An 18763-nucleotide genomic window follows, 5' to 3' on the forward strand; every position below is an offset into this window, starting at 1 on the left:
CCCCAGAACGACAGTTCCGCACCACCGAAGCGGGCGCGGTCTTGCTCGGTGGTGCGGAACTCGCGCTTACGGCGTCAGGCCGCGTCAGCCGCGCAGGGCGTCGAGGCTCCGGGCAATACTCGCACCTGCGGAGAGCCACGCGCGCTGCGTTGCGGGGCGGAGCGCGCCGTAGTGCAGCAGCCCGCCGATCATCGCCGGGTCGTACGGGATGCCGACGACGTCGCGGGAGATCGACCGGTACCCGTCGATGACCTTGCGCTGCTCGCTCGGGTGCGCGTTCGGGTCCGCCTGGCTCACGATCGTGACGGCGTTCTGCGCGAGTCGGGCCGAGCGCTCGTCGCGTGAGGCGAGAGCCTCCAGCAGCAGCGCGCCCGCCTCGGCGTGCTCCGCGCGGGACGTGGTCGCCACGACGATCTGGTCGGTGTGGTCGATCATCCGCAGCCACATCGGGTCGGACTCGTCGTTGCCGGAGTCCATGACGATCAGGCGGTAGTACTTGGCCGCGACCGCGTGGATGCGGTCGACGTCGGAGGAGTCCAGGCGCTGACGCCCGGCGAGGACCATCGGCTGCGAGCGCAGCACGTCGAACCGGTCACGCGTCTGGTGGTGCACGAATCGTGCGAGGTCGGCGGCCTGCGCACCGGCCGAGAGCAGGTGGTCGGTCTCCGGCAGCAGCTCGTGCAGCGTGGCCTCGTGCGGACCCTGCTCCGTGCGCCATCCGAGGGTCCCGCGCGTCTGGTTGTTGTCCCACGCGAGCACGCCCGCGCCGCCGAACCGCGCGAACACCGCGGCGGTGAGGATGGTGGCCGGGGTCTTGCCCGAGCCTCCCTTGCCGTTGACGACGGCGATGGTGCGGGGGCCGGCCCAGTGCCGGGCGACGGCCGCGACGTCCTCGCGCTCGGCGAGCTCGGCAGGGCCCGGAGCCACGCGGACGCCGGCGCGGACGAGCGCACCGCGCCAGCCGCGGGTCGCGGGCTCCTCCACGTGCTCCGAGGTGAGGAAGGACTCACGCGACTCGCGAGCGCCGGGCTCCTGAGCGGACGGTGCGGGTGCGGCGGACGGCGCGGGTGCGGCGGACGGCGCGGGTGCGGCGGACGGTGCGGGTGCTGAGCGCGTCGACGCGTGAGCAGGCACCGGCGCGGCGGCGGATCGCGGTGCGGCGACCGGCTGCGGCGCGGGAGCTGCAGCCGCGGACCGCGGCGCGGCGACGGGCTGCGGCGCTGCGGACCGCGGCGCCGCAGCGGGGGAGGAGCCGGCGGCGGCGCCCTCCAGGGAGTCCACGCGGCCGTCGGGGTGCACGACCAGCGGCCAGTCGCCATCCGGCTCGTGCACCATCACGTGCACGGGCGCTTCGAGCATCGCGGCGATCTCGGCCGCGCGTCGCACGATCTCGCGACGGGCGTCCTCGACGAGCGCGGTGTCGATCGGCTGAGGGGTCTCGTCGACCGTGAGCACCGCGGATCCGTCGGAACGGATCACCGCCGAGAGCCCGGACCGCGTCGCGTCGTCAAGCATCTGGTCGTCTCCTCAAGGAAAAGGCCGACGTCATCGGCGGATGTCCGATCCAGCCTACAGACCGCGTCGTCGCCGGCGCCTGAGAGGGATCAGGCGCGCGCGGTGCGCGTCTCGGTCACGGCGGCCGAGAGCTGCCGGAGCTGGGCGTCGAGGGCGGGGACGTCCGCTGCCAGGTTCCGAGCGGGCGCCAGCGTTCGGGCCCACACCTGCCTGATGCGGGAGAGGTTGTCCTCGGCGAGCTGCGTGATCGACACGACGACCCCTCGCCCGTCGCCGTCGGGATGGCTGCGCGCGATGAGCCCGACGCGTTCCAGCTGCCGCAGCGCCTCGCTCACGTTCGGGCGCTTCAGGCCCAGGCTCGTCCCGATCTCGGTCGGGGACGAACCAGGGCGGTGATGCAGATGGCGCAGGACCATCCGCCCCGTCGCGGTGAGCGTGATGACCTCGCCATCCTCCGAGAGGTGCAGCTCGATCTCCCTCGCGAGGGACAGGACGGCATCGGCGAGGTCGGCGAGCTGCGCGTCGGTCGCTGCGGGCATGGGCGAGAGTCTACGACCACGGCTAATATTGTTATGTACGCATAAACACTGGAGTGAGCATGACCACGGGAACGATCGCACAGCCCTCCGTCCGAGCCGGGCGGGAGGGGAAGATCGGCGTCGGGCTCCTGCTCGTTCTGGCGCTGCTGTCGGCCGTCGCGCCGTTCGCGACCGACCTCTATCTGCCGGCGTTCCCGACGATGGCCGCCGATCTCGCCGCGGACGCCAGCGGGATCCAGCTCACGCTCACGGGATTCCTCGTCGGGGTGGCGGCGGGCCAGCTCGTCTTCGGTCCGCTCTCCGACCGCTTCGGCCGCCGCGGGCCGCTCCTCATCGGCGCCGCCGCGCTCGTGCTCTCGAGCGTCGTCGCCGTCCTCGCCCCCACACTGGAGGTGCTCGTCGCGGCTCGCGTGGTGCAGGGGCTCGCCGGAGCGGCGGGCATGGTGCTCGGGCGGGCGATCATCGCCGATCTCGCGATCGGCGCCGCCGCCGCGCGCGCGTTCAGCCTGATGATGATCGTCGGCGGGGTCGCTCCCGTCGTCGCGCCGCTCGTCGGCGGGTTCATATCGGGCCCGCTGGGGTGGCGCGGCGTGCTCGCCGTCGTCCTCGGGATCGCCGTGGTCATGCTCGTGGCCGTCGTCCTGGTCGTGCGCGAGACGCACCCGGCCTCGGCGCGCGCACGGCGAACGGAGGGAGCGGATGGCGGTAGGCGCGCACTCCGGAGCCGCGAGTACCTCGGCTATGCGTTCGCGTTCGCGTTCGCCTTCGCGGTCATGATGGCCTACATCTCCGCGTCCCCGTTCCTCTATCAGTCGATGCTGGGGCTCGATGAGGTGCAGTACGGCCTCCTCTTCGGAGCCAACGCGCTCGCGCTCATGGTCACCAGCGCGCTGTCCGCGAACCTCGCGGCGCGGGTCGCTCCGCGTCGGCTTCTTGGGTGGGGCCTCTCGGGCACTCTCGTCGGCTCGGTCCTCTTCTTCGTCATCGCTGTGACCGGTGCGCCGGTCTGGCTGCTCGCCGGGGCGGTCTTCCTCGCGATCGCCGCGCTCGGGCTCGTGCTGGGCAACGCCACCGCGCTCGCCCAGGGGGCGGCGCCGGCGGCGGCGGGTACGGCCTCTGCGCTGCTGGGGGCGCTGCAGTTCGGCCTCGCGGCGCTCGTGTCGCCCCTCGTCGGGCTCGGCGGCGAGACGACCGCGGTGCCGTGCGGCCTCGTGATGGCGCTGTCGGCTGCCATCGCGCTGGTGGCCTTCGGCGTCTCCGCCAGGCGGCGCGGCTGAGAGCACGCCTTACCCCCGTGGAAAGAATCGGCCTTCTTGCGCTCTCCAGGCATCGTAAGCAGGGCGATCATCGCGCATAACCTGTCATCACGAAGGATGTGGGCGCAGCTGCCCGCCGGATCGAAGGAGAACCCCAGCGTGAGCCAGCAGTTCGAAGCCCGCCGTGCCGAGTGGATCGCGCGGGAGGAGCTCGCCGAGCGGATGATCCCGCTGATCGGGCGCCTGTACCGCGAGCTGGGAGTGGTCACGTCCATCCACGGTCGCCGCCTGCTGAACATCTCGCCGGTCGAGATCCTGCGCACGCACCGCGACACCCGCGAGCACGGCGGCGACGCGCTGCGTCCGGAGAAGACCTTCGCCGTGCTCGAGGCGCTGGAAGCGCTCCGCCCCGGCCCCGCCTCGGTCGACGTCGCGCGTCTCGTCGCGCGGTTCGACGCCCGCGACGGCTCCTACGGCACGACGGGCCTCGTGGACTTCCTCCGCGAGGAGCTGGCCCCCGTGCTCGAGGCGCGCGAGGCGAAGCCGACGGACGTCGTCCTCTACGGCTTCGGGCGGATCGGGCGTCTGCTGGCGCGGATCCTCGTCGCCCACCAGGGTGACGGCTCGGGCCTCAGGCTGCGGGCCGTGGTCGTGCGCCGCGGCTCCGAGAACGACCTCCTCAAGCGCGCGAGCCTGCTGCGCCGTGACTCCGTGCACGGCCCCTTCGCCGGCGCCATCGAGGTCGATGAGGAGAACGGCACCCTTCTCGCCAACGGCACGCTCATCCAGTTCATCTACGCGAACGACCCCGCCGAGGTCGACTACACCCGCTATGGCATCGAGGACGCCATCGTCGTCGACAACACCGGACGCTGGCGCGACGAGGAGGGCCTCGGACAGCACCTCCGCGCCCGCGGCGTCTCGCGGGTGCTCCTCACGGCACCCGGCAAGGGCGCGATCAAGAACATCGTCTCCGGGATCAACAGCGACGACATCTCGGCCGACGACGTCATCCTGTCGGCGGCTTCGTGCACGACGAATGCGATCACCCCGGTGCTCGCGGCCGTCGACGAGGCGTTCGGCATCCGTCACGGCCACGTCGAGACCGTGCACTCCTACACCAACGACCAGAACCTCATCGACAACTTCCACAAGGGCGACCGACGCGGGCGCTCCGCGGCGCTCAACATGGTCATCGCCGAGACCGGGGCCGCGAAGGCCGTCGCCAAGGCCCTGCCGCAGCTGGCCGGTCGCCTCTCGGGCAGCGCCATCCGCGTTCCGACCCCGGATGTCTCGCTGGCCATCCTCAACCTGCAGCTCGCTCGGCCGACGACGAAGGACGAGATCAACGCGTTCCTGCGGCAGACCTCGCTCACCTCGCCCCTGCGTCAGCAGATCGACTACGTCGAGTCGCCCGAGGTGGTCTCGACGGACTTCGTGGGCAGCAACCGCGCCGGCATCGTCGACGGCCTCGCCACGATCGCGGGCGAGGAGAGCGTCGTGCTCTACGTCTGGTACGACAACGAGTACGGATACTCGTGCCAGGTGGTGCGCGTGCTGGAGAAGATGGCGAACGTGCACCCGACGATCCTCCCGGTGCGCGAGCCGGTCGTGCTGGGCGCGGAGCCGGTTCCGGTCTGACTCCTACTTCGCGACGAGCGTGGTCTCGAAGCTGTACATGTCGGGCCGGTAGCAGTGGTGCCCGAACTCGACCGCGCGTCCTGACGAGTCGTAGGCGACGCGCTCCATCGTGAGCAGCGGTCCGCCCTTGTCGACGTCGAGCAGCTCCGCCTCGTCGCCGTGCTCGCGCCGCGCGCCGATGCGCTGCTTGGCGACCCGGATGGTCACGCCGCGCGACCGCAGGATCTGGTACAGCCCCTGCTCCTCGAGGAGCTCGAGGGAGATGTCGGCGAAATCGCCGGGCAGCCAGTTCTCCAGCAGCGCGACCGGCACGCCGTCGGTGCTGCGCTGGCGGCGGAGGTACAGCGCCTCCGCGCCGACCGGCACGCCGAGCTGCTCGGCGACGTCGGCGGGCGCCGCGCGGAGGTCGCGCGTGAGCACGCGCGTCGTGGGCGCGTGCTGCGTGTTCTGCAGGTCCTCGTAGAGGCTCGTGAGCTCGACCTGCCGCGTGACCTGACCCTGCACAACCTGCGTGCCGATCCCGCGGCGGCGGACGAGAAGGCCCTTATCGACGAGCTCCTGGATGGCGCGGCGCACGGTCGGGCGCGACAGCCCGAGGCGGTGGCCGATCTCGATCTCGTTCTCGAGACGCGCGCCCGCAGGGATGGTCCCGTTGCGGATGGCCGCCTCGAGTCGGCTGGACACCTGGAAGTAGAGGGGCACCGGGCCCGTCCGCTCGAGATCGGCGAACAGTTCGTCTGGCCACACTGCCGGCTCTGCCATGAGGGCGCTCCTTCTCGGCCGTCGCTCGGCCTTTGTCGGGACAACGTTACTAGGCGCAGTCTTTGTCATGTCGGATTTCCCCTTGCGCGACGACCTGCTTGTGATATTGTCATGACATAGACGAAAGCCGGGCGGAGCCGCCCAGTCAGGACAACGGAGCATGACGATGAGCAACTCACCCGACGTTCTTGCGATCGGCCGCCTCGGCGTCGACATCTACCCGCTTCAGGACGGTGTCGGACTCGAGAAGGTCGAGACGTTCGGCAAGTACCTCGGCGGAACCGCCGGGAACGTCTCCGTCGCGGCAGCCCGCTACGGGCACCGCTCCGCGCTCGTCTCCCGGGTGGGAGACGACCCCTTCGGTCGCTACCTCCTCGGGGAGCTGACTCGCCTCGGCGTCGACAACCGCTACGTGGCGACCGACCCGACGTTGAACACCCCGGTGACGTTCTGCGAGATCTTCCCGCCGGACGACTTCCCGCTCTACTTCTACCGTGAGCCCAAGGCGCCGGACATGAACGTCGACGCGGCGCAGATCGACCTCGACGCGGTGCGCGACGCCCGCATCTTCTGGTTCACCACGACCGGCCTCAGCGAGGAGCCGAGCCGGGAGGCGCACCACACCGCCCTCGCCGCTCGCGAGCGTCGGACGCACACCATCCTCGACCTCGACTACCGCCCGATGTTCTGGGAGGACCCGATGCTTGCGACCGAGCAGATCGGGCAGGTGCTCGACAAGGTCACGGTCGCCGTCGGCAACCGCGAGGAGTGCCAGGTCGCGGTCGGCGAGACCGAGCCGCAGCGCGCGGCCGACGCGCTCCTCGAGCGCGGCGTGGAGCTCGCCATCGTCAAGCAGGGCCCCAAGGGCGTGCTGGCGAAGACTCGCGACGAGGTCGTCGAGGTGCCGGTGCACGCGGTCGAGGTGATCAACGGGCTCGGCGCCGGCGACGCCTTCGGCGGGGCCCTCTGCCACGGCCTCCTCGAAGGATGGGGCCTGGAGCGCACGCTGCGCTTCGCGAACGTCGCCGGAGCCGTCGTCGCGTCGCGTCGGGAGTGCTCCACCGCCATGCCCACGGCCGAAGAGGTCGAGAACCTGCTGCAGGGAGCCTGAGATGACCGCACTCACCGAGGCCGACTTCGAGCGCCTGCGCGATATCCGCGCGCACCGCCCGCACGAGATCGGCGAGGCGTTCTCGTCGCGCCGTCGTCGCGACGTGCTGCAGGGCGACGGCCGCCTGTTCATCATCGCGGCCGACCACCCCGCCCGTGGGGCCCTCGCCGTCGGCAGCGAAGCCACCGCCATGGCGAACCGCTACACGCTGCTCGAGCGCCTCGCTACCGCTCTCAGCCACCCCGGTGTGGACGGCGTGCTCGGCACCCCGGACATCATCGACGACCTCGCGGCCCTCGGCCTCCTCGACGACAAGGTCGTCGTGGGCTCGATGAACCGCGGCGGCCTGCGCGGCGCCTCGTTCGAGATGGACGACCGGTACGGCGCGTACGACGTGCCGACCATGAGCGCCAAGGGCATCGACTTCGCCAAGACGCTCATTCGCGTGAACCTCGACGACCCGGGCACCGCGCCCACCCTCGAGGCCACGGCGAAGGCTGTCAACGAGGCCGCCGCCGCGCGGCTGCCGATCATGCTCGAGCCGTTCATGAGCCGCTGGCGTGACGGCCGGATCGTGAACGACCTCTCGACCGACGCCGTGATCCTGTCGGTGGCGATCGCGTCGGGCCTCGGCGCGGACAGCTCCTACACGTGGATGAAGCTTCCCGTCGTCGACGACATGGAGCGCGTCATGGCCGCGACCACCATGCCCACGCTGCTGCTCGGCGGCGACTCCGGCGCCGACCCCGACGAGACCTTCGCCGCGTGGGAGGGCGCTCTCGCTCTGCCCGGCGTCAAGGGCCTCACCGTCGGCCGCACCCTCCTCTACCCGCCCGACGGCGACGTCGCCGCGGCCGTCGACACGGCGGCCCGCCTGGTGCACCCCGCACTCCCCGCCGCCGTCTGACGCATCCGCCCCACATCATCGAAGGACACCTCATGACCAACACCATCGGACACTGGATCGACGGCGCGCACCGCGCCTCGCGCTCGGGCCGCACCGCACCGGTCTACAACCCCGCCACGGGAGCGCAGAGCGCTGAGCTCTCCCTCGCCGACGAGGCCGAGATCGAGGAGGCCCTCGCCTCCGCGCAGCGCGGCTTCGAGGTCTGGAGCCGCCTGTCGATGGCGAAGCGCCAGAACGTCATGTTCGCGTTCCGCGAGCTGCTGAACGCGCGCAAGAAGGAGCTCGCGGCCATCATCACCGCCGAGCACGGCAAGGTCGTCTCCGACGCGATGGGCGAGATCCTCCGCGGCCAGGAGGTCGTGGAGCTCGCCACGGGATTCCCGCACCTCATCAAGGGCGCCTTCAGCGAGAACGCGTCCACCGGCATCGACGTGTACTCGATCAAGCAGCCGCTGGGCGTGGTGGGCATCATCAGCCCGTTCAACTTCCCCGCGATGGTTCCGATGTGGTTCTTCCCCGTCGCGATCGCGGCCGGCAACTCGGTCATCCTCAAGCCCAGCGAGAAGGACCCCTCCGCCGCGCTGTGGCTGGCGGAGCTGTGGAAGGAGGCCGGTCTTCCCGACGGCGTCTTCACGGTGCTCCAGGGCGACAAGCTCGCCGTGGACGGCCTGCTGACCGACCCGCGCGTGCAGTCGATCTCGTTCGTCGGCTCCACTCCGATCGCGCAGTACATCTACGAGACGGCCTCCAAGCACGGCAAGCGCGTGCAGGCCCTCGGCGGCGCGAAGAACCACATGCTGGTCCTCCCCGACGCCGACCTCGACCTCGTCGCAGATCAGGCCGTGAACGCGGGCTACGGTGCGGCCGGCGAGCGCTGCATGGCGGTCTCCGTCGTGCTGGCCGTCGAGCCGGTCGCCGACGAGCTCATCGCGAAGATCTCCGAGCGCATCGCCAACCTCCGCATCGGCAACGGCGCGGGCGTCGACGGCGTCGAGCCCGATATGGGGCCCCTCATCACGGCGCAGCACCGCGACAAGGTGGCCGGATACGTCGACATCGCCGAGGCGGATGGCGCGAAGATCGTCGTCGACGGGCGCGACTTCCGTGTCGACGGACACGAGGACGGGTTCTTCTTCGGCCCGACCCTCATCGACGACCTCCCGACCACGTCGCGTGCGTACCAGGAGGAGATCTTCGGTCCCGTGCTGCAGGTCATCCGCGTGGAGAGCTTCCAGGAGGGTGTCGACCTGATCAACTCCGGTCAGTTCGGCAACGGCACCGCGATCTTCACCAACGACGGGGGAGCGGCCCGCCGCTTCCAGCACGAGATCCAGGTCGGCATGATCGGCATCAACGTGCCGATCCCCGTGCCGGTCGCCTACCACTCCTTCGGCGGCTGGAAGGCCTCGCTCTTCGGCGACGCCAAGGCCTACGGTGTGCACGGGTTCGATTTCTTCACGCGCGAGAAGGCCATCACGAGCCGCTGGCTCGACCCCGCCACGCACGGCGGCATCAACCTGGGCTTCCCCCAGAACGACTAGGACCGAGGCGAGCGGAGCGAGCGGCCTCTGGTCGTTCAGCGAGCGAGGAACGAGCGAGACGAAACGCGGCGACCGTGTCTCGAGATCGGATCACGGCGTTTCGTCTCGCTTCGCTCGCTCAACCTCCGGCGGAACCGATTCATCAAGGAGAGACACGCACATGACCGAACAGCGCTGGTTCCACACCCGGGGCGCACTCGCGCGCGACGGCTGGGAGACCGTCGTCGACGGGTCGATCGAGGGATGGGTCCACACCGGACTGCGCGTCGCGCGGCTGGCGGCGGGGCAGGAGCTCTCGCTCGAAGCCGGCGTCGAGAAGCTCGTCGTGCCGCTGTCGGGCTCGTTCGCTCTCCGTGTCAGCGAGGGCGGGGCCGATGGCGAGATCGCCCTCGCCGGTCGTCCGTCGGTGTTCCACGGCCCGACCGACGTGGCGTACCTCTCCAGCGCGGCCACGGCCGTCCTCAGCGGCGAAGGCCGCGTGGCGGTGGCGACCTCGCCCACCGACGAGGTCTTCCCGACCCGCGTCATCCCGGCGGCGGACACTCCGGTCGAGCTGCGCGGCGCGGGGGCGTCGAGCCGGCAGGTGCACAACTTCGGCACGCCGCAGGCGCTCGACGCCGCCCGGTTCATCGTCTGCGAGGTGATCACCCCGGCGGAGAACTGGTCGTCGTACCCGCCGCACAAGCACGACGAGCACAAGCCAGGACACGAGTCGCGCCTCGAGGAGATCTACTACTTCGAGACCGCGCCGTCGCGCGTAGGCGGCGAGAAGGGCACGCAGCAGGCGTCCTTCGGCATGTTCAGCACGTACTCGTCGCCGGCGGGCGCGATCGACATCAACGCGCAGGTGCGCACGGGCGATGTCGCCCTCGTCCCGTTCGGCTACCACGGCCCCGCTGTGGCGGCGCCCGGATACGACCTCTACTACCTCAACGTGATGGCGGGCCCCGATGCGGAGCGCGCCTGGCTCATCAGCGACGACCCCGGACACGCCTGGGTGCGCGAGACCTGGGAGGGCCAGGAGTTCGACTCCCGCCTCCCCTACGAGAACAAGGAAGGCTGACCCATGGGCGGCACCAAGCGGATGACCGTGAGCCAGGCGCTCGTCGAGTTCCTGGCGCATCAGTGGACGGTCGACGGCGATCACCGTGAGCGGACGATCCCCGGCGTCTTCGGCATCTTCGGACACGGCAACGTGGCCGGCGTCGGCCAGGCGCTCAAGCAGTTCAACCACGAGCAGCCAGAGCTCATGCCGTACTACCAGGCCCGCAACGAGCAGGCGATGGTGCACCAGGCCGTCGGCTACGCGCGCATGCACCGCCGCCTCGGTACCTACGCCGCCGCCGCGTCCGTCGGCCCTGGCGCCGCGAACATGCTCACCGGCGCAGCGCTCGCCACCGCCAACCGGCTGCCGGCGCTGCTGCTGCCGAGCGACACGTTCGCCACCCGCGTGGCCGACCCCGTGCTGCAGCAGCTCGAGCACCCGCACGACCTCGGCATCCAGGTGACCGACGCCTTCCGCCCGGTCTCGCGCTTCTTCGACCGCGTGCAGCGCCCCGAGCAGCTGTTCTCCATCGCGCTCGCCGCGATGCGCGTGCTCACCGACCCCGCGGAGACGGGCGCCGTGACGATCGCCCTCCCCGAGGATGTGCAGGCGGAGGCGCTCGACGTGCCGCTGGAGTTCCTGCAGGACCGCGAGTGGCGCATCCGACGGCCCCGGCCGGATCGCGACGCGTTCGCCCAGGCCGTGCGGGCCATCCGCGCCGCCAAGCGCCCCTTCCTCGTCGCCGGCGGCGGCGTGCTCTACTCCGAGGCGGAGCGGGAGCTGCGCGCGTTCGTCGAGGCCACGGGCATCCCCGTGGGCACCTCGCAGGCCGGCGGCGGCGTGCTCAACTGGGACCACCCGCAGAACCTCGGTGGCGTCGGCGCGACCGGCACGCTCGCCGCCAACCGCCTCGCGGCGGAGGCCGACGTCGTGATCGGCATCGGCACGCGCTACAGCGACTTCACCACGGCATCGCGCACGGCGTTCCAGAACCCCGACGTGACGTTCGTCAACATCAACGTCGCGGCGTTCGACGCCTACAAGCACGGCACGCAGCTGCCCGTCATCGCCGACGCTCGCGAGGCGCTCGACGAGCTGATCGCCGCGCTGCCCGACCTCCGCGTCGACGGCGGCTACGCCGAGCGGATCGCCCGCGAGAAGGCGGAGTGGGACGCGACGGTCGACGAGGCGTTCGCGCCGTCCGGCCTCGCGCTGCCGGGTCAGCCCGAGATCATCGGCGCGGTGCAGGAGGCCAGCGACCCGCAGGACGTCGTGGTGCAGGCGGCCGGCTCGCTCCCCGGCGACCTCCACAAGCTGTGGCGCGTCCGGGACCCGCTGGGCTACCACGTCGAGTACGCGTTCTCGTGCATGGGCTACGAGATCGCCGGCGGCATCGGCGTCAAGCGCGGCGCGGCCGAGTCCGGCTCCGAGCGCGACGTCATCGTCATGGTGGGCGACGGCTCGTACCTCATGCTCAACACCGAGCTCGTCACCGCCGTGGCTGAGGGCATCAAGATCATCGTCGTCCTCATCCAGAACCACGGCTACGCCTCCATCGGGCATCTGTCCGAGACGGTCGGCTCCGAGCGCTTCGGCACGAAGTACCGCGCCTACGATCCGCAGGCGCGCAACTTCCAGGGCGAGGACGTGCTCCCCGTGGACCTCGCGATGAACGCGCGCAGCTACGGCCTCGATGTCATCGAGATCGAGCCGACCGAGTCGGCCGTCGACGACCTGCGCGCCGCGATGGCGCAGGCGAAGGCGTCCGACCGCTCCACGGTCATCCACATCAACAGCGATCCGCACATCTACGCTCCCGACGGAGCGGGGTGGTGGGACGTGCCGGTCGCTCAGGTGTCCACGCTCGACTCCACCCAGGACGCGCGCGCTGAGTACGAGGAGCAGGCGAAGCTGCAGAAGCCGCTCCTCGGCTGAACTGCATGTATGTTTGTCAAGACAATTAGTCGATCAATGAAGAGGACACGATGAGCACCGGACTCCGCATCGGCACCGCACCCGACTCGTGGGGTGTGTGGTACCCCGAGCACCCGCGCCAGATCCCCTGGGATCGCTTCCTGGACGAGGTCCAGAAGGCGGGCTACAACTGGATCGAGCTGGGCCCGTACGGCTACCTGCCGACCGACCCGAACCAGCTGCAGGACGAGCTCGCCAAGCGCGACCTCAAGCTGTCGGCGGGCACCGTGTTCACCGGGTTCCACAAGGGCGAGGAGCAGTGGCAGCGTGCCTGGGACCAGGCCGTCCAGGTCGCCGGTCTCGCGGCGGCCGTCGGCGCCGAGCACATCGTCGTCATCCCCGACCTGTGGCGCTCCGACCTCACCGGCGAGGCGCTCGAGGCGCGCACCCTCGACGCCGAGCAGTGGGACAAGCTCGCCAAGGGCCAGGACCGGCTCGGCAAGGCGCTGCTGGAGGAGTACGGCGTCAAGCAGCAGTTCCATTCGCACGCCGACAGCCACGTCGGCACGCGGAGCGAGGTCGTGCGCCTGCTCGAGCTCACCGATCCGCGGTACCTCAACCTCTGCCTGGACACCGGCCACTACGCGTATTACGGCGGCGACAATCTGCGTCTCATCCAGGAGCACCCCGAGCGCATCGGGTACCTGCACCTCAAGCAGATCGACCCCGAGTACCGCTTCGAGGTGCTGAAGAACGACATCCCGTTCGCGGACTCCGCGATCGACGTCATGGTGGAGCCGCCCGCCGGCATCCCCGAGTTCGGACCGATCATCGAGGCTGTCGCGGCCATCGACCCGGAGATCTTCGCGATCGTCGAGCAGGACATGCCCGGCGTCGACATCGACCTCCCGCTCGGCATCGCCACCCGCACCCGGCAGCACATCTTCGGCTGCACGTCCTTCGCACGCACCCGTTGACGCCCCCGTCAGAACCAGGAGACATCATGAGCCAGGACCTCCGCATCGGCGTCGTCGGCGCCGGCATGATGGGCGCAGACCACATCGCCCGCATCACCCACCGCATCAGCGGCGCCTTCGTCTCGGCGATCATCGAGCCCGACGCCGCCCGCGCGGCGGCCGCTGCCGACAACGCTCCGGGCGCGCAGACGTTCTCGCGCATCGAGGACGCGATCGAGGCCGGCGCCGTCGACGCCGTGCTCATCGCCACGCCCGGTCAGTTCCACCAGCCCGTGCTCGAGCCCGCGCTCGCGGCTCGCCTGCCGATCCTGTGCGAGAAGCCGCTCACGCAGGATTCCGCGACGTCGGCGCAGATCCTCGAGATCGAGCAGAGGCTCGACCGCCCGCACATCCAGGTCGGCTTCATGCGCCGCTTCGACGCCGAGTACGAGCAGCTCCGCCAGCTCATCGTCTCGGGTGAGGCCGGCGAGCTGCTCATGCTCCGCGGCGTGCACCGCAACCCGAGCGTGCCCGAGAGCTACGTGCAGAACATGCTCATCACGGACTCCGTCGTGCATGAGTTCGACGTCGTGCCGTGGCTCGCGGGCTCGCCCATCAAGACCGTCGAGGTCAAGTACCCGCGTCGCAACGACCTCTCGCCCGAGCGTCTGCGCGAGCCGATCCTCGTGCTCATGGAGCTCGAGAACGGCGTGCACGTCGACGTCGAGATGAACGTGAGCGTGCAGTTCGGCTACCAGGTCGGCACCGAGGCCGTGTTCCAGCAGGGCGTGGCCCGCATCGGCCAGCCGTCGGGGCTCCAGCTGTGGCAGGCCGGCCGCGTGTCGACGGCCGAGCACCAGAGCTTCACGACGCGCTTCGCCGCGGCCTACGACAACGAGATCCAGCGCTGGGTCGACGCCGTCCGTGATGGCCGTCTCGTCGACGGACCGAACGCATGGGACGGCTACCTCGTCGCCCTCGCGTGCGAGGCCGGCGTGCGCGCCCTCGACGGCGGCATCCACACGGTCGACGCCGCCGAGCGCCCCGCCTTCTACGCCTGACCGGCCGCAGACATCCGCTTCGAAGGAGAACACCGATGGTGCGCATCGCCCTCGACCCCACGCCGTACAACGACTCCGTCCACCTGCTGGACTTTCCGGACCTCGTGGCCCGGCTGGGGTACGAGTACCTCCAGCTGACCCCGAACCCGGACTTCGGTCGCCACTTCCACCACCCCAAGGTGGACTCCGCGATGATCCGCACACTGCGCAAGCGCGCGTCGGACGCCGGCGTGACGATCACCTCGGTCCTGCCGGTGCAGCGGTTCTCGTGGCCGGAGGAGCCGCAGCGTGAGGCGGGCGTGCGCAACATGAAGCGGTACATCCGGGTGGCTGCCGAGCTCGGCGCTCCCGTGGTGAACACCGAGTTCTCCGGCCGTCCTGAACGCGAGGAGGACTCCGAGGCCGCGTTCTACCGGTCGATGGAGGAGCTCCTCCCCGTGCTCGAGCAGGAGGGCGTCACGCTCAACATCGACCCGCACCCCGACGACTTCGTCGAGGACGGGCTCGAGGCGTGGCGCATCATCCGGGCGCTCGACACCCCGCGGGTGGGCTTCGTGTACGTCGCCGCGCACACCTTCCACTACGGGGACCGCGCGGCCACGCTGCTGCCGGAGGTGGGGGAGCGGCTGGGCGCCGTATACGCGGCCGACTCGTTCGACCACCACCGCTCGCACGGCCTGCGGTACATCTCCAACCCTCCCGGCAACGCGGCGCGGGTGCACCAGCACCTCAACATCGGCGACGGCGATGTGGACTGGTCGGAGCTGTTCGGCACCCTGAAGCAGATCGGCTACTTCGATCGCGAAGACGCCCTCATCGTGTCGAACGTGTTCGCCGAGGACGAGAACGCCGACGCATCGGCGCACCACCAGCTGCAGAGGCTGCGCGAGCTCGTCGGATGACCTGGGCGCGCTACCCGTACGACGGCACCCGGGTGCTCGTCACGGGAGCGGGCACCGGGATCGGCGCGGCGATCGCACGCGCGTTCCTCGAGCAGGGAGCGCGGGTGGCCCTCATCGGGCGTACCCGCGCGACCCTCGAGGAGACCGCGGCGGTCGCCCGTTCGCGCGCACTCGTGGTGGTGGCGGATGTCGCCACGCATGACGGCGTGTCGGACGCGGTCGCCGAGGTGCTCGCGACGTGGGGCGGCCTCGACGTGGTCGTCGCCAACGCCGGTCTCAGCGAGCACGGGGCCGTCTCCGACCTCGACGACGCGTCGTGGGAGCGCATGCGCTCGCTGAACCTCGACGGGACGCTGTTCCTCGCGCGGGCGAGCATGCCGCACCTGCGTGACGCGCGCGGCACGTTCCTCGCCATCACGTCGATCGCGGGGCTCGGCGGCGACTGGGCGCAGCCCGGGTACAGCGCGACGAAGGCCGCCGTGAACGCGCTCGTGCAGACGATGGCGATCGACGAGGGCCGCTCCGGCGTCCGGGTCAACGCCATCGCACCCGGCTTCACACGCACTGCCCAGACGGCCGAGCGCCTGGACGATCCCCGCTTCCATGCGCGCCTCGTCGACCGGCTCGCGCTCGACCGCGCGGCGGAGCCCGCCGAGGTCGCCGCCGCCGCGCTGTTCCTCGCGAGCCCCGATGCGTCCTACATCACCGGGGTGATCCTCCCCGTCGACGGCGGCACCACCGCATCGATCGGGACGCCGCGCCCACCCGCCTGACCAGACTCGAACACGACGAAGGACCATCCATGACCAAGCTCTCCATGAACGTCACGACGACCTTTTACGGCAACGTCGTCAACGACATCGCCGTCGCGAAGGCCGCCGGATACGGGGGCATCGAGCTGCAGAGCCCGAAGCTGTACCGCTATCTCGACGCGGGGTACGCCGTGGACACGCTGCCGCCGCTGCTCGACGGGCTCGAGGTGACCGGCATCGGCGCGGTCCTCGACCTCGAGCGGCAGGGCGACGCGCGTGCCGACTTCCTCGCCGAGGTCGAGCGGATGGCCGACATCGCCGTGGTCGTGGGAGCGCCGATCCTGCAGCTGTGCACGGGACCCGTGGACTGGGAGGTCGTGAAGGACTTCCGCGCGGGGCGGCTCACCGCAGAGGACCTGCGTTACCGCGGCACGCTGGGCCTGTCGGAGAGCGACGCCCTGGACGCGGCGGCGTCGAACGTGCGCGAGGCCGCCGACATCGTCGCCGACCGCGGGCTGGACCTCTACCTCGAGCCGCTGGCGTGGTCGAACCTCAACCGGCACCGCCACTCGCTGGAGATCATCGAGCGGGCGGGCCGCGACAACGTCGGCATCGCGCTCGACACGTGGCACTACTGGACGACGGGCGACACGCTCGAGGAGGTCGCCGCGACGCCGAAGGAGCTCATCAAGGCCGCGCACATCTCGGATGGGCTGAGCCTCGATCGCGAGAGGGACGTCCCGGATCAGAGTGTGCACCGCAATGTGATGATCGGCGGCGGGGCCATCCCGCTGCAGGAGTGGGTCGACGCGATCAAGTCGACCGGCTACGACGGATGGTGGGTATCGGAGATGTTCTCCGACAAGGCCAACGAGCACGACTTCCTCGAGGTGGCCACGACCATCCGCGGCCTGCTCCACATCCTCGTCTCCTGAGAGGCTCGACCATGCAGCGCTTCGCCCTCATCGGCGCCGGATTCATCGGGTCGGTCCACGCCCAGAGCCTCGCCGCCCATCCGGATGTCGACTTCCGGTTCGTCTACGACGTCGACTTCGGCCGCGCCGAGGCACTCGCCGCGCGGCATGGCGCTCGTGCCGCCCGCACGATCGCCGACGCCTTCGACCCCGCTCAGGTGGACGCGGTCTTCATCGCGTCCTCCACCGACACGCACGCGGAGAACCTGCGTCGCGCCGCGGATGCGGGCCTCGCCGCGCTCGTGGAGAAGCCCATCGACCTCGACCTCGCTCGCGCGGCGGAGACCGTCGCGTATGTCGAGCGGGCGGGCATCCCCGTCATGGTCGACTTCAACCGGCGCTTCGACCGCGATCACGCCGAGCTCAAGCGCCTCGTCGACGAGGGGGAGGTGGGCGAGGTCGCGCTCGTGCAGCTCACCTCGCGCGGGCCCGCGCTGCCGCCTTTGGACTACCTCAAGGTCTCCGGCGGACAGATGCGCGACCAGACCGTGCACTTCTTCGACCTCGCGCGGTGGATCAGCGGGCTCGACCCTGTCGAGGTCTTCGTCGCGGGATCGGCGCTCGCCGACCCGCGCGTGGCGGAGATCGGCGACGTCGACACGTCGGCCGCCACCCTGCGGCTCTCGAGCGGCGCGCTCGTGCAGATCGACAGCGTGCGGCACACCGGCTACGGATACGACGAGCGCATCGAGGTGCTGGGCTCCGCGGGGATGGCCGAATCCGGCCGTATGCGCGCGGGCGGCGTCACGCGCTTCCGGGGCGCGCACGCGACATCGGACGGTCTGCACGCGGGGTGGTTCGAGCGCGTGCAGCCGACGTACGCCGCCGCGCTGGGCGCGTTCGTGTCGGCGCTGGAGACGTCGGGGCCCATGCCCGCGACGCTGCGCGACGGGCTCGCGGCGCAGGCCGTCGCCGAGGCCGCAGCGCGCTCGCTCGTCACCGGCCGCGCGGAGCCCATCGACCTCGCGCTCTGACCCGCACGCGAGAACGGCCGCAGCTCCGAGGAGCTGCGGCCGTTCTCGCGTCGGGATCAGCGACGACGACGGGGAGCGGTGTTCTCCTCGACCGTGCGGATGGCCTCGGTGCGGCCGCCGAACTCCTTGAGCTCGTGGCTGAGCTCGGCGAGCTCGTCGCCGCCCGCCATCTGCCGCGTGAGCTCGTCGAGGGTGACCTCGTCGCGCGTGCGGTCGAGGACCGCCTGCCCGAGCTTGAGGATGACGAAGTGGTCGCCGACGAGGTAGGCGTGGTGCGGATTGTGGGTGATGAAGACCACGCCGAGACCCGCGTCGCGCGCCGCGGCGACGTACTTCAGCACGACGCCCGACTGCTTGACGCCGAGGGCGGCCGTCGGCTCGTCGAGGATGAGCACCTTCGCTCCGAAGTACACGGCACGCGCGATCGCCACGCACTGGCGCTGTCCGCCCGAGAGCGTGCCGATCGGCTGGTCGAGGTCCTTCACGACGATGCCCATCTTGCGCAGCTCGGCGTCCGCGATGGCCTTCATGTCGCGGATGCGCATGCCGGCCAGCGGGAACTTCGACCCGACGAGCTCCGAGCCGAGGAAGAAGTTCCGCCACACCTCCATGAGGCCCACGACGGCGAGGTCCTGATACACCGTCGCGATGCCCTGCGCGAGCGCTTCGCGGGGCGAGCTGAACGAGGCCTCCTCGCCGTTCACGATCAGGCGCCCCTCCGTGTGCGGGTGGAGGCCGGCCATGATCTTGATGAGCGTGGACTTGCCGGCGCCGTTGTCGCCGAGCACGCAGGCGACCTCGCCCGCGTTGACCGTCAGGTTGATGCCCTTGAGCGCGCGGATGGCGCCGTAGCTCTTCCCGACGTCCTGCATCTGGATGAGCGGCTTGTGGGTCTGCAGAGTCTCCGACATGG

17 protein-coding genes are annotated in these 18763 nt (G+C 70.6%); 13 read left to right on the forward strand and 4 right to left on the reverse strand.

Annotated features, from left to right (window positions below; translation table 11 throughout):
- Positions 1-84 precede the first annotated feature (84 nt).
- Complete coding sequence (locus QWJ90_RS04850; protein ID WP_290106555.1) at positions 85-1515, reverse strand: MinD/ParA family ATP-binding protein; 1431 nt, start codon at positions 1513-1515, stop codon at positions 85-87.
- An 89-nt stretch (positions 1516-1604) separates the two neighbouring features.
- Entirely contained in the window at positions 1605-2054 is a 450-nt protein-coding gene (locus QWJ90_RS04855; protein WP_290106556.1) for a MarR family winged helix-turn-helix transcriptional regulator, read from the reverse strand.
- A gap of 59 nt (positions 2055-2113) precedes the next feature.
- Here QWJ90_RS04855 and QWJ90_RS04860 point away from each other — a divergent pair, with 59 nt between their 5' ends.
- Positions 2114-3331: a multidrug effflux MFS transporter gene (locus QWJ90_RS04860; protein ID WP_290106557.1), complete on the forward strand. Its 1218-nt coding sequence runs from the start codon at positions 2114-2116 to the stop codon at positions 3329-3331.
- 96 nt (positions 3332-3427) lie between these two features.
- Complete coding sequence (locus tag QWJ90_RS04865; protein WP_290106558.1) at positions 3428-4951, forward strand: glyceraldehyde-3-phosphate dehydrogenase; 1524 nt, start codon at positions 3428-3430, stop codon at positions 4949-4951.
- A 3-nt stretch (positions 4952-4954) separates the two neighbouring features.
- On the opposite strand, the gene QWJ90_RS04870 is transcribed toward QWJ90_RS04865, so the two are convergent.
- A complete protein-coding gene (locus tag QWJ90_RS04870) occupies positions 4955-5713 on the reverse strand; it encodes a GntR family transcriptional regulator (protein ID WP_290106559.1) in 759 nt (252 codons plus the stop codon).
- A gap of 166 nt (positions 5714-5879) precedes the next feature.
- Between QWJ90_RS04870 and iolC the strand changes: the two genes are divergently transcribed.
- The 11 genes from iolC to QWJ90_RS04925 all read left to right on the forward strand — a co-directional run bounded on the left by iolC (position 5880) and on the right by QWJ90_RS04925 (position 17850).
- Complete coding sequence (gene iolC / locus QWJ90_RS04875) at positions 5880-6824, forward strand: 5-dehydro-2-deoxygluconokinase (RefSeq protein ID WP_290106560.1); 945 nt, start codon at positions 5880-5882, stop codon at positions 6822-6824.
- Between the two features lies 1 nt (position 6825).
- Complete coding sequence (locus QWJ90_RS04880) at positions 6826-7731, forward strand: class I fructose-bisphosphate aldolase (protein WP_290106562.1); 906 nt, start codon at positions 6826-6828, stop codon at positions 7729-7731.
- Between the two features lie 32 nt (positions 7732-7763).
- Positions 7764-9272 carry a CoA-acylating methylmalonate-semialdehyde dehydrogenase gene (locus tag QWJ90_RS04885; RefSeq protein ID WP_290106563.1) on the forward strand — a complete coding sequence of 503 codons (1509 nt, stop codon included), beginning with the start codon at positions 7764-7766 and terminating at the stop codon, positions 9270-9272.
- Between the two features lie 160 nt (positions 9273-9432).
- A complete protein-coding gene (gene iolB / locus QWJ90_RS04890; RefSeq protein ID WP_290106564.1) occupies positions 9433-10335 on the forward strand; it encodes a 5-deoxy-glucuronate isomerase in 903 nt (300 codons plus the stop codon).
- 3 nt (positions 10336-10338) lie between these two features.
- Entirely contained in the window at positions 10339-12252 is a 1914-nt protein-coding gene (gene iolD, locus QWJ90_RS04895; RefSeq protein WP_290106565.1) for a 3D-(3,5/4)-trihydroxycyclohexane-1,2-dione acylhydrolase (decyclizing), read from the forward strand.
- A gap of 50 nt (positions 12253-12302) precedes the next feature.
- Positions 12303-13208, forward strand: coding sequence for a sugar phosphate isomerase/epimerase family protein (locus tag QWJ90_RS04900; protein ID WP_290106566.1), 906 nt, complete (start codon positions 12303-12305; stop codon positions 13206-13208).
- Positions 13209-13234: 26 nt separating this feature from the next.
- Positions 13235-14248, forward strand: a complete 1014-nt coding sequence (locus QWJ90_RS04905) for a Gfo/Idh/MocA family protein (protein ID WP_290106567.1) — start codon at positions 13235-13237, stop codon at positions 14246-14248.
- A 35-nt stretch (positions 14249-14283) separates the two neighbouring features.
- Entirely contained in the window at positions 14284-15150 is an 867-nt protein-coding gene (locus QWJ90_RS04910; protein WP_290106568.1) for a sugar phosphate isomerase/epimerase family protein, read from the forward strand.
- Positions 15147-15923: an SDR family NAD(P)-dependent oxidoreductase gene (locus QWJ90_RS04915; RefSeq protein WP_290106569.1), complete on the forward strand. Its 777-nt coding sequence runs from the start codon at positions 15147-15149 to the stop codon at positions 15921-15923. Before QWJ90_RS04910 ends, QWJ90_RS04915 begins: the two co-directional genes overlap by 4 nt.
- A gap of 29 nt (positions 15924-15952) precedes the next feature.
- Positions 15953-16837 (forward strand): sugar phosphate isomerase/epimerase family protein, encoded by an 885-nt coding sequence (locus tag QWJ90_RS04920; RefSeq protein WP_290106570.1) that lies wholly within the window; start codon positions 15953-15955, stop codon positions 16835-16837.
- Between the two features lie 11 nt (positions 16838-16848).
- The gene (locus QWJ90_RS04925; protein ID WP_290106571.1) at positions 16849-17850 is read left to right on the forward strand and encodes a Gfo/Idh/MocA family protein; all 1002 of its coding nucleotides are present in this window, start codon (positions 16849-16851) and stop codon (positions 17848-17850) included.
- A gap of 56 nt (positions 17851-17906) precedes the next feature.
- Here QWJ90_RS04925 and QWJ90_RS04930 read toward each other — a convergent pair whose 3' ends face one another.
- Positions 17907-18761 (reverse strand): ATP-binding cassette domain-containing protein, encoded by an 855-nt coding sequence (locus QWJ90_RS04930; protein WP_156242251.1) that lies wholly within the window; start codon positions 18759-18761, stop codon positions 17907-17909.
- Positions 18762-18763: the final 2 nt, after the last annotated feature.

The organism is Microbacterium oryzae, assembly GCF_030406385.1.
GTDB lineage: Bacteria > Actinomycetota > Actinomycetes > Actinomycetales > Microbacteriaceae > Microbacterium > Microbacterium oryzae_A.